Source organism: Ignatzschineria sp. RMDPL8A (assembly GCF_029815055.1).
Lineage (GTDB): Bacteria > Pseudomonadota > Gammaproteobacteria > Cardiobacteriales > Wohlfahrtiimonadaceae > CALZBJ01.
Genome location: NZ_JAPPWA010000002.1, coordinates 360,969 through 375,249, shown reverse-complemented (window position 1 = coordinate 375,249; position 14,281 = coordinate 360,969). Strand labels below are relative to the sequence as shown.

General features: G+C 44.9%; 13 protein-coding genes. 8 read left to right on the top strand and 5 right to left on the bottom strand.

From position 1 onward, the window contains the following. The first annotated feature begins 198 nt into the window (after positions 1-198). Complete coding sequence (locus OXI21_RS03225; protein WP_279618125.1) at positions 199-798, top strand: restriction endonuclease; 600 nt, start codon at positions 199-201, stop codon at positions 796-798. Positions 799-1,239: 441 nt separating this feature from the next. Here OXI21_RS03225 and ispB read toward each other — a convergent pair whose 3' ends face one another. Then, positions 1,240-2,214 carry an octaprenyl diphosphate synthase gene (gene ispB, locus OXI21_RS03220; protein ID WP_279618124.1) on the bottom strand — a complete coding sequence of 325 codons (975 nt, stop codon included), beginning with the start codon at positions 2,212-2,214 and terminating at the stop codon, positions 1,240-1,242. A gap of 181 nt (positions 2,215-2,395) precedes the next feature. Between ispB and OXI21_RS03215 the strand changes: the two genes are divergently transcribed. The 4 genes from OXI21_RS03215 (at position 2,396) to OXI21_RS03200 (ending at position 5,843) form a co-directional block, all read left to right on the top strand. Next, positions 2,396-2,596 (top strand): DUF3079 domain-containing protein, encoded by a 201-nt coding sequence (locus OXI21_RS03215; protein WP_279618123.1) that lies wholly within the window; start codon positions 2,396-2,398, stop codon positions 2,594-2,596. 134 nt (positions 2,597-2,730) lie between these two features. Continuing rightward, positions 2,731-3,156: a DUF2059 domain-containing protein gene (locus tag OXI21_RS03210; protein ID WP_279618122.1), complete on the top strand. Its 426-nt coding sequence runs from the start codon at positions 2,731-2,733 to the stop codon at positions 3,154-3,156. 156 nt (positions 3,157-3,312) lie between these two features. Next, positions 3,313-5,364: an ATP-dependent DNA helicase RecG gene (recG, locus tag OXI21_RS03205; RefSeq protein ID WP_279618121.1), complete on the top strand. Its 2,052-nt coding sequence runs from the start codon at positions 3,313-3,315 to the stop codon at positions 5,362-5,364. 122 nt (positions 5,365-5,486) lie between these two features. Then, positions 5,487-5,843, top strand: coding sequence for a hypothetical protein (locus OXI21_RS03200; RefSeq protein WP_279618120.1), 357 nt, complete (start codon positions 5,487-5,489; stop codon positions 5,841-5,843). Between the two features lie 54 nt (positions 5,844-5,897). Here OXI21_RS03200 and OXI21_RS03195 read toward each other — a convergent pair whose 3' ends face one another. The 3 genes from OXI21_RS03195 to OXI21_RS03185 all read right to left on the bottom strand — a co-directional run bounded on the left by OXI21_RS03195 (position 5,898) and on the right by OXI21_RS03185 (position 9,140). Next, entirely contained in the window at positions 5,898-6,971 is a 1,074-nt protein-coding gene (locus tag OXI21_RS03195; protein WP_279618119.1) for a DUF481 domain-containing protein, read from the bottom strand. A 35-nt stretch (positions 6,972-7,006) separates the two neighbouring features. Beyond that, positions 7,007-7,825, bottom strand: coding sequence for a 4,5-DOPA dioxygenase extradiol (ygiD, locus tag OXI21_RS03190; RefSeq protein ID WP_279618118.1), 819 nt, complete (start codon positions 7,823-7,825; stop codon positions 7,007-7,009). Between the two features lie 130 nt (positions 7,826-7,955). After that, the gene (locus OXI21_RS03185; RefSeq protein ID WP_279618117.1) at positions 7,956-9,140 is read right to left on the bottom strand and encodes a class II histone deacetylase; all 1,185 of its coding nucleotides are present in this window, start codon (positions 9,138-9,140) and stop codon (positions 7,956-7,958) included. Positions 9,141-9,376: 236 nt separating this feature from the next. Here OXI21_RS03185 and panB point away from each other — a divergent pair, with 236 nt between their 5' ends. Then, positions 9,377-10,165, top strand: coding sequence for a 3-methyl-2-oxobutanoate hydroxymethyltransferase (panB, locus tag OXI21_RS03180; protein ID WP_279618116.1), 789 nt, complete (start codon positions 9,377-9,379; stop codon positions 10,163-10,165). Between the two features lie 14 nt (positions 10,166-10,179). Continuing rightward, the gene (gene panC, locus OXI21_RS03175; protein ID WP_279618115.1) at positions 10,180-11,016 is read left to right on the top strand and encodes a pantoate--beta-alanine ligase; all 837 of its coding nucleotides are present in this window, start codon (positions 10,180-10,182) and stop codon (positions 11,014-11,016) included. A gap of 132 nt (positions 11,017-11,148) precedes the next feature. On the opposite strand, the gene OXI21_RS03170 is transcribed toward panC, so the two are convergent. Next, positions 11,149-12,585 (bottom strand): APC family permease, encoded by a 1,437-nt coding sequence (locus OXI21_RS03170; protein ID WP_279618114.1) that lies wholly within the window; start codon positions 12,583-12,585, stop codon positions 11,149-11,151. A gap of 396 nt (positions 12,586-12,981) precedes the next feature. Between OXI21_RS03170 and OXI21_RS03165 the strand changes: the two genes are divergently transcribed. Then, positions 12,982-14,280: an FAD-binding oxidoreductase gene (locus OXI21_RS03165; RefSeq protein ID WP_347815502.1), complete on the top strand. Its 1,299-nt coding sequence runs from the start codon at positions 12,982-12,984 to the stop codon at positions 14,278-14,280. Position 14,281: the final 1 nt, after the last annotated feature.

Sequence of the window (14,281 nt, the reverse complement as noted above, 5' to 3'; positions counted from 1 at the left end):
TTTACTTTTTGTAGTGTAACGATTGCTCAATTTTCTGTCAATTAGTTTTTCAATTAAATGGTGAAAATACTCTCAAAAGCCCGATCCTATGCGAATAATCTACACAATTAAAGCCTGACACCTCGCCCGTTCTCCGTTATACTAGAAAACTTCGCAAGATAAGGGAATATCAAGCGTTTCATCAAATAAGGACAATCTGTGAGAAAAGAAGTAACCGAGTGGCTAAAAACTCTGGTGGCAGGGTTCGTTGTCGCGCTCGCGCTCTTTTTATATCCAAAATCAGAGGATCCCCGTTGGATTTTAGAGGCCGCGCTTTTGCTCGTCCTCCTCTGGATCATCACGATGTTTGGTTTTCTAAGCTCCCGCATCATTCGTGGTGGATATGAGCTTTTTCAGCGTGTTCGCAGTAATAAACGCTTCCGCTATATCACCCTAAAAGATATCGACCAGATGGAAGGCGATCAATTTGAGGCGTACATCGCCTATTTTCTCCGGCTCAATGGATTTAAGCGCATTAAAATTACCCAATATCAAGGGGATCAAGGCATCGATATCATCGCCCATAAAAAGAAGGAATCCTACGGGATTCAGTGCAAACGTTGGAGCCGAAATGTGGGAAATAGCGCCGTACAAGAGACCTATGCTGGCCAAGGGTTTTACAAGCTCGATCACGGCCTTGTAATCACCAATAGCTTTTATACCCAATCCGCCAAATCCCTCGCCGCCCAGCTCAATATCGAACTGCTCGATCGCAATGATCTGATCGATTTTTTAAAAACGAAAGGGGCGCGGAGGTAATAATATAGAATCTCTCACCTATCCCCTGATCCTGATTAACTCCTTACAGACAAGGATCAAAAAAACATTAATCCTTTGAAAAATACAATATATAACAGATAATATAAGGATAGATTAATCATTCTTACAAAGGAAATACTTATGGCACTTAAACCCGGCCCGAAACCAAAAGCAAAATCAACAGGAAAACTAGACTAACGTCGACGAGATAATAAAAATACTCCAGGCAATCAGCGATCATTAAAACCGAGCAAATCTAGCTCAAAAAAATAACTATTAACTTTTACATACTGAGAACTACCTATTAGAGCATTTCCCTGATCTAGCTCCCTTTCATATCCATCAATAAAAAAGGACTCACCCGATCACTCGAGGAGTCCTTTTTAAATCAATCTCTATCCTGTTTTAATCGATGATTTAATCGATAAAACCCTTCAATGATTAAAAAGTACGATCTACGGCATAATTCGCTAAGATTTCGAGCGCTTTTTTATGCTCAGAATCGGGAAGCGTTTTGAGGGCTTCGATCGCTAACTTCGCTTGCTCTTTTGCGACATTATGGGTGTAATCGATCGATTTTGTACGGCTGATAATCTCTAAAATGGCATCAAGCTTTGATATATCGGCATTCACAAGCGCATCGTGAATGAGCGCTGCATCGGCTTCCGTTCCCGCGCGCATCGCGTAGATTAATGGGAGCGTTGGCTTTCCTTCAGCTAAGTCATCCCCGGTATTTTTACCCATCACATCGCTTGTGGTAGTGTAATCCAAAATATCGTCAATCAGTTGGAACGCTGTGCCTAAATACATCCCATATTTTGAGAGCGCGTCCACATGATCGGGAAGGCCCGCTTCTCGTGCAATTACGCCTGCAACGCCGCCCGACGCTTCAAAGAGTTTCGCCGTTTTTGAATAGATCACATTCATGTAATTTTCTTCAGTGGTATCTGGGTCGCCGATGTTTAAAAGCTGCATCACTTCCCCTTCCGCGATAATATTGGTCGCTTCGGAAAGAATGTCCATAATCGGCATCGAACGGAGCGACGCCATCATTTGGAACGAGCGCGTATAGATAAAATCACCCACTAATACCGCCGCTTCATTGCCCCAAATCTCGTTTGCCGTCTCTTTACCGCGACGCATATCGGAGTGATCGACCACATCGTCATGAAGAAGCGTTGCCGTATGAATAAACTCAATTAAAGCCGCTGCCGTAATGTGTTTATCACCCTCATATCCCGCCGCGCGAGCACATAAAAGCGCGATCATAGGACGAATGCGTTTGCCCCCTGAATAGACAATGTATTTACCAATTTCATTGATAAGCACCACATCCGACTCAAGTGCCGTCAAAATCTTTTGGTTCACGGCCGTAAAATCGTCTTTAATTAACGTTTGTACTGATTCAATTGACATATTCTTCCTATAATTTCGGTCTAAAAATGAATTCAATGCCCCTATTATAAGGGAATCAACCGCAAAGGTAACCCGCGAGGGCAATTATATTTCCCCCAATTGATATGGCTTCGCCTCATACTGCGTTATAAAATCCGATATCGATCAAAATAACTGCCCATCGCTCTGCTATACTTTTTCTATGAAAAAGAAAAAAATGCGCTTTCCGCTCAAACCCAAACACCCCGAACGCATCTGCTGGGGCTGTGAAAAATATTGCCCTACCGGACGAATGCTCTGCGGCAACGGATCGGATCGCTCACAACACCCTATTGAAATCATCGGCGAGGATTGGTATGAAACCCTCACCGAAGAGGACAGAGAGAAGATTGAGATTGTGTAGCTGCCCAAAAATCACCCAACTTACCCATCACTTTGATTTTCTTCAATTATCTTAAAATTAAAGTGATTTACAATTCTTTAATGCCATGTTTATAATGCGGTTCGAGCATATATAGCTAAATTAGGATGAAATCCATGAAAAAATTATTTGCAGCGGCGACTTTAGGCGCTACCCTTCTCTTCTCTCAAGTGTCGTTTGCAGCCCCTGCGAGCGCTGAGAGTGTTAACCTCCTTCTTGAGAAAACAAAAGCCGCATCTATGGGCGTTGATATGATGATGGAGATGATCAATGACCTAAGCCAAGCAGGCGCGCCTCCTGAGTTTTTACAAGCGGTAAAAGATGAGATTCATCCTGCCGATCTTCAAGCGCTTTTAGTGCCGATCTATCAAAAACACTTCACCGAAGAAGATATCCAAGAGATCTTAAAATTCTACGATTCTGAAGTGGGCCAAAAAATGGTTGATAAAATGCCTGATATCATGAAAGATTCGATGAAAGAGGGTGAAAAATGGGGCGAAGCGATCGGTGAGCGCGTTGTTGAAAAAATGATGGCGCAATAAGCCAGCGTTTCTCAATCCCAAATTTAAATCGCCTGCGCCTTTGCGTGGGCTTTTTTATATCCGCCGATTTCCGCGTGAAAAAATCAACAAATGCCCCATTTTAGTTTATGATAAACCGTAACTATCCTGTAAATCTGAGGCGAGACGAGTCATATTGTGGAAACGTTAAAGCATAAACCGATCACCGATTTAAAAGGCGTGGGCCCAAAAATGGCGGAGACGCTGGCAAAGCTCGGCATTAAAACGTATCTCGATATGCTTTTTCATCTGCCCTACCGTTATCAGGATCGGACGCGCATTTCCCTCATTGCCGATATTCAGCCCGGCGACATTGCCATTATTGAGGGGCGCATCTTTAAAAAAGAGATGACTCGCGGGCGCCGTTCGACGCTACTTATCTGGCTTCAAGATGATTCGGGCGTGATGGCGATTCGTTTTTTTAATTACAATGCCGGCATGATTAAACGCTTTGAGGAGCTACAAACCATTCGCTGTTATGGCGAGGTGAAATATGGCTTTAATCATCTTGAGATGAGCCATCCGGAGATTCTCAATTTTGCCCAAAAAGATATCAAACTCGAGGAGCGATTAACGCCGATCTACTCGCTCACTGCAGGGCTTTCACAGCGTCAAATGCAGAGTCTGATCGATGCGCTTCTCGATGAATTGCACGATCATAATTTCCCCACCTATCTGCATAATCCTCCCATCAATCTAAAAGATGCGCTCTATTTTCTGCATAAACCGCCGACCGATGTGGATATTAAAAAGCTTGAAGAGAAACGCTATCCTGAGCAGCAGATGATGGCGCTTGAAGAGATTGTGGCTCATCAAGTCGCACTCAAACGTTCTCGTGCACTCTTTCAGACGGAAAAAGCCTTTCCCATTCACCTTCTTGATGACTCAAAACCGGCATTTTTAGCGGGACTCCCTTTTGAGCTTACCGGTGCCCAACAGCGCGTCATTGCGGAGATTGAGAATGACATTCAATCAACGCGTCCGATGATGCGTCTTGTGCAAGGGGATGTGGGTTCGGGGAAAACCGTTGTGGCGGCGATGGCGCTTCTTCACGCTGCAAAAGCAGGCTTTCAAGCAGTCTTTATGGCACCAACAGAGCTCCTTGCGGAACAACATTTTATCAATCTCGAACGCTGGTTTACCCCGTTTGGCATTGAAACAATCCTTTTAACTGGCAAACTCACCGAAAAGCAGAAGCGGGAAGCGCAAGCAAAAATCGCCGATGGCACGGTAAAAATCATCATCGGCACCCACGCCGTTTTCCAGGAAAATGTGCTCTATAAAGATCTCAATCTCGTCATTATTGATGAGCAACATCGCTTTGGCGTTGAGCAGCGGTTAACCTTGCAGAAAAAAGCGGAAGAAGGGTTTACACCCCATCAACTGATGATGACGGCAACCCCCATTCCTCGCACGCTTGCGATGACTGCCTATGCCGATCTTGAGAGCTCGATTATTGATGAATATCCGCCGAATCGAATTCCCGTAAAAACAAGCCTTATCAGTGTGAAAAAACGCGATGCCGTCATTGAACGAATTGGCGCGCAATGCGCTGAAGGCACGCAAGTCTATTGGGTATGCACCTTGATTGAAGAATCGGAAGTACTGCCTGCAAAAGCCGCCGAGATGGCCCATGCTGATCTTACTGAGCGTCTGCCAAATCTTCGTATCGGGCTAATTCATGGACGGCAAAAACCGCAAGAAAAAGAGTCAATTATGCTCGCCTTTAAACGCCACGAGCTTGATATTTTAGTGGCGACAACGGTGATCGAAGTGGGCGTAGATGTGCCCAATTCCTCCATTATGATTATTGAAAATGCCGAGCGTTTAGGGCTTTCGCAGCTCCATCAACTGCGTGGCCGTGTCGGGCGAGGTTCAAAAGCCTCCTTCTGCCTTCTGCTCTATTCGCCACCCCTTTCGAGCATCACCAAAGAGCGCTTAGCGATCATGCAACAGACCACCAATGGCTTTGAAATTGCGGAAAAAGATTACGAACTTCGCGGAGCTGGAGAGATTTTCGGCACCAAACAGACCGGCGTGCTTCAATTTAAGATGGCCGATCTACTACTGCATCAAGATCTGGTGGAAAAAGCGTCCACGATCTCGGCGAATATCATCGATAACGAGGCACTCTGCCAACATCTTATCGACCGCTGGATTGGTGAAAATAGCGATTTTATCTACTCATAATAATTCTTGACGACATTTCTCTTTTCCATTATCGTAAATAGGTGATCGCAACGGCGGTCACTCTATTTTTCGGGCGATTTAACCCAATTGCGGCCCTCAACTTGCTAAATAGGAGAAATATTATGGCTCACATTACGCCAAATTCACACTACCGTCTTCCCCATTCCGACCATTCGGTTTCCTTCAAAACAGAGCCAGGCTCAAGCTTGATTGGTGTCTATCTCTATTTTGATAATGCCCCATTTCACATCGGTCAATATGACCCCGCTTCTCACGCGTGGTGGCATTTAGGAGACAATGGAAAGCGTGATTTTATCGATCACAAAACGCTCTACGCGCACCATCAGCACCAGTTTGACACGCACAGTTTTCACTATGCTGATCTCCTCGAACTCACTGCCATGAGTGAAACGTTTTCAAATGAACGAAAGGCTCGATTTTTGCAATTAGCCAAAGAAGGCCGAACGCTTTCAGCGTGATATCACGATATTCGTAAATATAAAAGCTCCTCAGTGACTGGGGAGCTTTTTACATCACCACCAATACCCAAGTCCAATGGTGAGGGTGCGTTCGCTGGAATTTCCTTCTTTGCCCTTAATTTTCTCGTAATTTAGACCGGTTTTAAGGGAGAGTGAATTGGTGAGCTGGTAGGAAAGTGACGCATCTAACGTTAAATCAAGCGAGACGTTATTATTGATGCTTCGCCCGAGCCGACCGGCGGAATCAAAGCGGAACGATTTATTTAAAAAGTAGTTATGAAAGTCCCATTTGATCGCCAGTTGCGGGTCTTTACTCGTTTCCCCTGTTTGATATTTGAGCGCTTGATAATTGATGAGTGTCGCAAACGAGAGCGCGGAATGTTCATTATCCCACACCTGCCAACCCGGGCCCGTACCGACGCTGAAATCCTCGCGAATATCCTCGATCCAATCGTGTTTATAATCGATCGATCCTTGCCAGAAAAAACGATCGGTAAAGAAGCGGTCCACCGCATAATTGAGGGTGTAATAATGCTTTTTCGTCTTCGAATCATCTTCCTTACGATAGACCGAGCCTTTGACGGTATGCCGCCAAAATCCATGTTGAATCCGCGTACTTCCACCCAATTTATAGAGCGCTGAGGTCGTGCTATTTTTATCAAAATCGAGCGCAAGATCCACCATCCCCGACATTCTAAAATCCTGATAAATCGGCGTATGATCGTTAATCCGCGCGACGAGCAGATTCTCTTTATAGGGAAGTCTCAACACATCTTCCCCGCTCATCAAAGTGAGTGTTCGCGGTTCAGCGCGCTTTTTCTTACTGCCCGTAGGAAGCGTTTCGTGGAAGGTGATCGATTCCGCCGTCCGCCCTTTATCAAACATTCCCGCTTTGACATAGCTTGGATTTAAGATGGAAAAACTCGCCACTTTATGGCTATTGATCTTAATCACGCCGGCATAATCGGTCTGAATAAAGATGAGATCACCCTCAAGATAGGTGATCTCGCCCGTGATCTGATCACCATTTTTAAGCTTCACAATATCGGCAAGCGCGGTATTAATCAGCATTAAAAATGTGAGTAAGAGACCGGCCCAAAAAGCGTTTTTCTCATAGGTTTGGAGCATACCAACATCCTGTCGTTTATGTGATGGTTCATCAATTATCCGATTAAAACGGAGGTCATCGCAAGGGAGCCGGTAACGCTTTTATCATTAAAAATAAAGTGCTCATCCTCTTTGGTTTCTAATCCTAAAATATAGAGAAGAGGCAAGAAGTGCTCATCCGTTGGAATCGCTAAACGAAAGGCTTCCCCTTGATTTTCAAAATCAATCAGCGAGCGATGATCGTGCATTTTTATCATCTCAACCATACGCATTTTCGCCTCATCAGCCCACTCAAAGCCCTCGTGCGGGAGATTTCGATCGAGCATGCGCAGATTATGCACGATATTTCCGCTTCCCATAATCAACACGCCTCGCTCACGAAGTTTACTAAGCGCCCGCCCTAAATCATAGTGATATTGCGGCGAGCGAAGCTTGTCTAAACTGAGCTGAAGCACCGGAATATCAGCATCCGGATAGAGAAATTTAAGCACACACCACGTGCCATGATCAAGCCCCCACGCGTGATCGAGTTCAAGCGTCGTCATATCGACTAAATCGCAGATCTCCCGCGCTAATTCAGGATCTCCCAGCGCCGGATATTCCATCTGATAGAGCTTTTCAGGAAAATTGTAAAAATCATAGATCGTCCTCGGTTTTTTCATCGCGGTCACTTCCGTCCCAAGCGTCTCCCAGTGTGCTGAAATCGAGAGAATCGCCGTCGGTTTCGGGAGCGATGTACCGAGCGTTTGCCAGCTTTTGGTAAACTCATTATTGCTAAGTGCATTCATCGGCGAGCCATGCCCTAAAAAAAGAATCGGCATTTTCGGCGTGGTTTGAAGGCGACCAGCCCATGTAGCTAAATCCTGTAACGTCATACGAGCTCCTTTTTGATGATTATTACATACTTATACTTCACGACTGCACAAACTTCGTCAAATAAAAAAACCCTTTAAATCATAAAGGGCTCATTGATAAAAATATCAAATAATCTATTACGATCGTAGATCAAACGATTGAAATCTGCTCTTGCAAGATTGTTTTCTCTTTAAAATACGCACACCATTTATCAATCAAATCTCTATGGAATTGATTGAAGGTTGCCTTTGGCTGTTGTGAGATGAAAAAATCGAGGGCTGGCGATTCAACCTCTGTTTTTTTGCCGGATAATGCCTCAAGCGATGCAAGGCCACAAAAAGGAACATAACTCTCCGCATACCCTCCTTCATGCACAATGACTAATTTTCCATCACACAGGGATTCTGCTAACCTTTTCATACGTTTGGACATTTTATAATATGCCTCGGAATGCAACATCATCCGCGCAAGAGGATCGAGCGTATTGGCATCAAATCCAGAGGCGATAATGATCATTTCTGGCTGATACGCTTCAAGCGCTGGGATCACAAGATTATCTAAAGCGTAAAGATAAATTGCCTCACCACTTCCCGGAAGAAGCGGAATATTAAGGTTATACCCTTCCCCTTTACCAACGCCACAGGCTTCAATCGCACTCTTTTCATCGCCCTTTGCCACAATTGACTCATTGGGATAACAGCTCTCTTGATGAATCGAAATGGTTAATACATCATCTCGATCGTAGAAGATATCTTGTTGCCCATTGCCATGATGAACGTCCCAATCCACAATCGCAACGCGCCCAAGTCCTAGCTCTTTTTTAGCTTTCTCGATGGCAATACTAATATTATTAAGATAGCAAAATCCCATGGCTTGATTTTTCGTTGCATGGTGCCCTGGCGGACGCGAAAGAGAATAGGCATTCTGATATACCCCTTGATAGACATCCTTCACGGCTTGATAGGCAAGTCCCGCTGACATTAGAGCAATATCATAGGTTTTAACGCCAACCGGAGTATCCACTCGGAACGGCGCACTTAATTGCCCGCCTCCTGCATCACTTACCCGTTTTAACTCATCTAAATAGGCTGTATCATGAACCAATTTAGCATCCTGATAGGTAATCGGTTCAGCTGAGTTCACCGCAAACGAATCCATTAATCCAGAACGTTTAAATAAATTTAATAACCGGCGTTTACTCTCAGGCGATTCGGCGTGAGCGGAGCCAGCCGGAGGCTCAATCCATCCACCAACGGGAAACTGCAATATATATTGCCCTGCTGAGTGCCAGAATGTTGCTTCATTAGTATAAAATGCACTTTTTAATTGAGGCATACGTAACTCCTTTTTTATCATTATTATTGTTTCTAGGATTGAAACGCTGTCATTAATAATCAAGCCTCACTACAATATCAGCCTTTAAAATCAAAACTCAAGCATTTTAACTATCTTATTCATTTTAAACGTTTACTTACTTCCCCATCCGAAAGGGTATAATGAGGAGTTGAGCCGCACAAAAGAATGTGGCCTACGATTAGATTAGTAGATAAGAAGAAAAATAAGGTAGAGGAATGATTACGGTAACAACGTTGAAAAAAATGAAGGCGGCGGGCGAGAAGATTACGATGCTCACCTGTTATGATGCGTCGTTTGCGGGATTAATGAATGATGCGGGCGTTGAAACGCTTTTGATTGGCGACTCGCTTGGAATGGTGGTTCAAGGCCATGCAAGCACGCTCCCTGTTACGCTCGATGAGATGGTCTATCACACTGAAAATGTGGCGCGCGGGAATAAAAAAGCGCTCATTGTGGCGGATCTTCCCTTCGGAAGTTACGAGGAATCGCTCGAATCGGCCTATCAAAATGCAGTAAAACTGATGAAAGCCGGTGCGCATATGGTGAAGTTTGAGGGCGGACTTGAACAGGTGGAAAAAACCAATTATTTCACCAAACGCTCGATCCCCGTTTGCGCCCATTTAGGGTTAACGCCTCAAGCGGTCAATGCGCTCGGTGGCTATCGTGTTCAGGGGCGTGATAATGAGGCGGCCAATAGCATGATTGAGGCAGCGCTCGCGCACGAAAAAGCAGGTGCATCGTTACTGGTGCTCGAATGCGTCCCTAAAGCCCTAGGCAAAGCGATTAGTGAAGCGCTCACCATTCCCACCATCGGCATTGGCGCGGGCAATGAGTGCGACGGGCAGGTGTTAGTGATGCACGATATGCTCGGCGTCTATCCAACTCCTCCCCGTTTTTCGAAAAACTTTTTAGCCGACAACCCCTCCATTTTAGCTGCCTGTGAAGCTTATGTTGCTGAGGTAAAAGCGGGGACATTTCCTTCGGATGATCACTCATTTAATTAAATTAGGATTTCAGTATGAAACTCTTTAAAACCATCTCGACACTCCGTGATTTTCGCCGTGAATTAAGCGGCAGCGTTGCCCTTGTTCCCACCATGGGAAATCTGCATGAGGGGCATTTAGACCTTGTGAAAATCGCTCTCCAAAACGCCGATCACGTCTTTGTATCGATCTTTGTAAACCCGATTCAATTTGGTCCAGGAGAAGATTTAGATAGCTATCCCCGTACCTTAGAAGCCGACTGTGAAAAGCTCGAGGCGCTCGGAGTCACCGGCGTTTTCGCCCCGAATGCCAACGAAATGTACCCTAATGGCGTGCAATCGGTTCGTGTGGTTCCATCGAGCATTCAAAATGAGCTGTGTGGCGCGAGCCGTGAGGGACATTTTAATGGAGTAACCACAGTGGTTTCAAAACTGTTTAACATCGTTCAGCCCGATAAAGCCTGCTTTGGTGAAAAGGATTATCAGCAACTTCACATCATTCGTGAAATGGTGGCCGAGCTTAATATGCCGATCGAAATCATTGCTGTGCCCATTCGCCGTGAAGCGTCGGGCCTTGCCCTTTCAAGCCGTAATGGCTACCTCTCCGATGCGGAAAAATCAAAGGCACTTGAGCTCTCGCAAACCCTAAAAGCATTGAGCGATGCGATCGATCATCAAGACAACCCCAACCTTCGCGCGCTCGAAAATAACGCCATCGAAACGCTCAATAAACAGGGCTGGAAAGTGGATTATATCTCCATTCGCGATCAAAAAACGCTTACCGTTGCAAACTCTAAAGAGACGCCGATTATTATTCTAGCCGCCGCGCGAATCGGCACAACGCGCCTACTTGATAATATGAAAGTGAATTAGAGTGTAGATCCTGCACATCCATCACGTCTATTATTAATGGCATAAAAACGCTCGGGAGATCCTTTTATATAACGATCTCCCGAGCGTTTTTGTATCACAAGCTTTGATATCCGCTTACATTTTGAGGATCAATTACGCCTCTTCCACAACGCGATTGAGCTTACTCATGCCACTTGGGAAAAAACGAATCAAAATCACCGCATAGAGATAGCCCGCAATGGCAGAACCAAAGACTAAAATCGGCACGAGATAGATCACTTTAGTTTTAATCCCGCTTAAAATATCGAGATTCATCGTCACTAAATAGAGCACAACGCTCATTAAAATTGCCGCTAAAAATGGAGCGTAACGCGCTTTCCAATGGGAAATATTGAGCTCGCTACGACGGCGGAAATATAAAATCACCGAGATCGATACTAAAATCTCTAACAACAGAATCGACATCGTCGTAATCGCCGAACCCCAAGTAAAAATATCGATGAGCGGATCTTGCCCTAAGAGCGCAAGAATCACCGTTAAGCTGATCATAAAGATCGTTTGGCAAATACTCGAAATATAGGGCGTATCTTTGGTTGGATGCAATTTAGCAAGCTTCGGAAGGAAAATACCATCGCGCGCCATCACATAAAAATAGCGAGAAATATTATTATGAAACGATTGGGTCGCCGCAAAGAGACTCGTAATTAAGAGAATGTTAATCAAAATAACCGACCAGCTCCCAAGCGCCGATTCCGCAATATTAAAGACAAAGAGTTCAGGATTATCCGCCACCACTTTTTGGACATGATCCGAGCCATACGCCTGAATCATTCCCCAGCTACAAAAGGCAAAGAATCCCATAATAATCAGCGCTGCAATCACTGTCGCAACCGGGACATTTCGCTCAGGATCTCGGCACTCTTCCGCGTAGATCGCCGTCGCTTCAAAGCCGATAAAAGCCGCCACTGTAAAGACCAGCGCCATTCCCACGTTGCCATTAAATACAACGCTCGGAGTAAAAGGTTTTAGATCCAGCGCGCCCACCGAGCCCTGCTTTACCACCACAATCGCCGCAATCAGAACCGCAATGCCCACCTCTAAGAGCATTAAAATCCCAAGCACGCGACTGCCGATCTCAATTTTAGCGATCCCAAGCCAACACACAACGCCGAGCATCAAGACCGTATAGACCCACCAAGGCAGATTAAATCCTAAATATTCCTGAAAGAAAATCTGGGTAAACAAGCCGAAAATCGCCGCGATCGCAATCTGGATCGAAACATAGGATAAAATCGCAAGTGCAAGCCCGGTCACTCCCATTTTTATTCCCATACCGGCAGAGATATAAGAATAGAACGCCCCTGCATTTTTAATGTAACGGCTCATGGCAATGAAACCGACGGAAAAGATCAATAAAATCAGTCCAGAAATGATGTAAATTCCCGATATTCCGGCGCCATTCCCTTCTAAAATCGCAATTGGCATTGCGCCCACTAATCCCGTTAAGGGGGAGGCGGCCGCAACCACGAAAAAGATGAGCGACGCGAGGCCTAATGTCTGCTTTTTATAGGTGGAACTACTGGTTTCCATAGTGCAATCTCCTTGTCAAAATATGAGCGCAATCGATCCGATTTTTATCATTTTTAGGATGGTTAGTAAGGATGATTTAACTGCGCTTCATGAAATTATTATTGTTGTTATCTCAAGCTAAATGCTTCGTAATCCCGTCATTATCAGCCTTTCCCCGCCATTTATTGGTAAGCACTCTTTGCCAAACAGAGCTCATTTATGGGAAAAGCAATCTTTTCTTTTGATTTACGAATATGTTAGTGATATTTTAATATTCATGAGTCGTTGTCAAGTGTTATTTGCATAAAAGACAGTATATTGCAGCAACTTGATAACAAGATGTAGATTCAATCAGTTTTTAATCAAAAATTACAAAATAATAACAATATAAATATCACTCTAGGAGGATATGAAATGATTGAAGAGATCGATACCGCTACCTATTACACCGCGACGAAAAAATATTTCCTCAACTTTCCCCCGCTTGAGGCGGATATTGATGTAGACGTTGTGGTGATCGGCGGGGGATTTTCTGGCGTCAATACCGCCCTTGAACTTGCTGAAAATGGCATCACCGACATTGCTCTTCTTGAGGCGCGCCATCTTGGATTTGGCGGTACGGGCCGAAATGGTGGGCAGATCATGGCCGGCATTGGGCATGATATCGAAGCGATTCGTAAAGATGTGGGCGATGCGGGGCTTCAAACCATCTTTGAACTGAGCGATCAGGGCGCTAAAATCATCCAAGAACGCATTAAAAAATACGATATTGATGCCGATTTCCGCCATGGATATGCCTATATGGCCTTCAATTCCCGTCAAACTGAGACCCTCAAAAAGTGGGAAAAAGAGTTTAAATCTGTCGATACCGAAAACGAAATCTACTTTGTCTCCGGCAGTGAGGTGAAATCGGTCATTGGTTCAGATGCCTATCAAAGCGGGCTCGTTCACATGGGCGCAGGGCAAGTCCATTCATTAAATCTGCTTTTAGGCGAGGCAAAAGCGCTCACCTCTTATGGCGCGAAAATTTTTGAATATAGCCCGGCGGTTGAAGTGACCTATGGTGATCTGATTAAAGTGCGTACTCCAAATGGCACCGTCACCGCGAAAAAGCTTCTCTGGGCCTGCGATGGATTTTTAAATCGTTTAGAGCCAACGCTCTACAAAAAAACCATCAACACCTACGCTTTTCAGCTGATGACAGAACCCCTTTCAGATGAATTGATTGAGCGCATTAGCCCTATTCGTGGCGCGTATAGCGATATTCGCCCGGTGATCGATTATTATCGCGTCACCAATGAAAATCGCCTCCTCTTTGGAAGTGCAACGCGCTGGGTTGAGCATATTCCGAAAAATGTAAAAGAATTTAATCGTAAATTAATGCTCGATATTTTCCCCTACTTAAAGGATGTGAGAATCGATCTGGCTTGGGGCGGACCGATGGCCTGTAGCGCCAATCTCTTCCCGCAAATTGGCTCACTTCCGGATCACCCGAATGTCTTTTATGCACAGGGGTATTCAGGTTTTGGGGTCACGCCAAGCCACATCGTCTGTAAAATTTTAGCAGAGGGTATTTTAGGTGGGTCAAATCGATATGAACTCTTCACCCAAGTTAATCATAAAAATATTATTGGGAAAGATGCCCTACGCCCCTTCCTGTTAACCGGCGCAAAATGCGTCCACCAACTCTCAGGCTATTTTAATGGCCGTCGTTAAT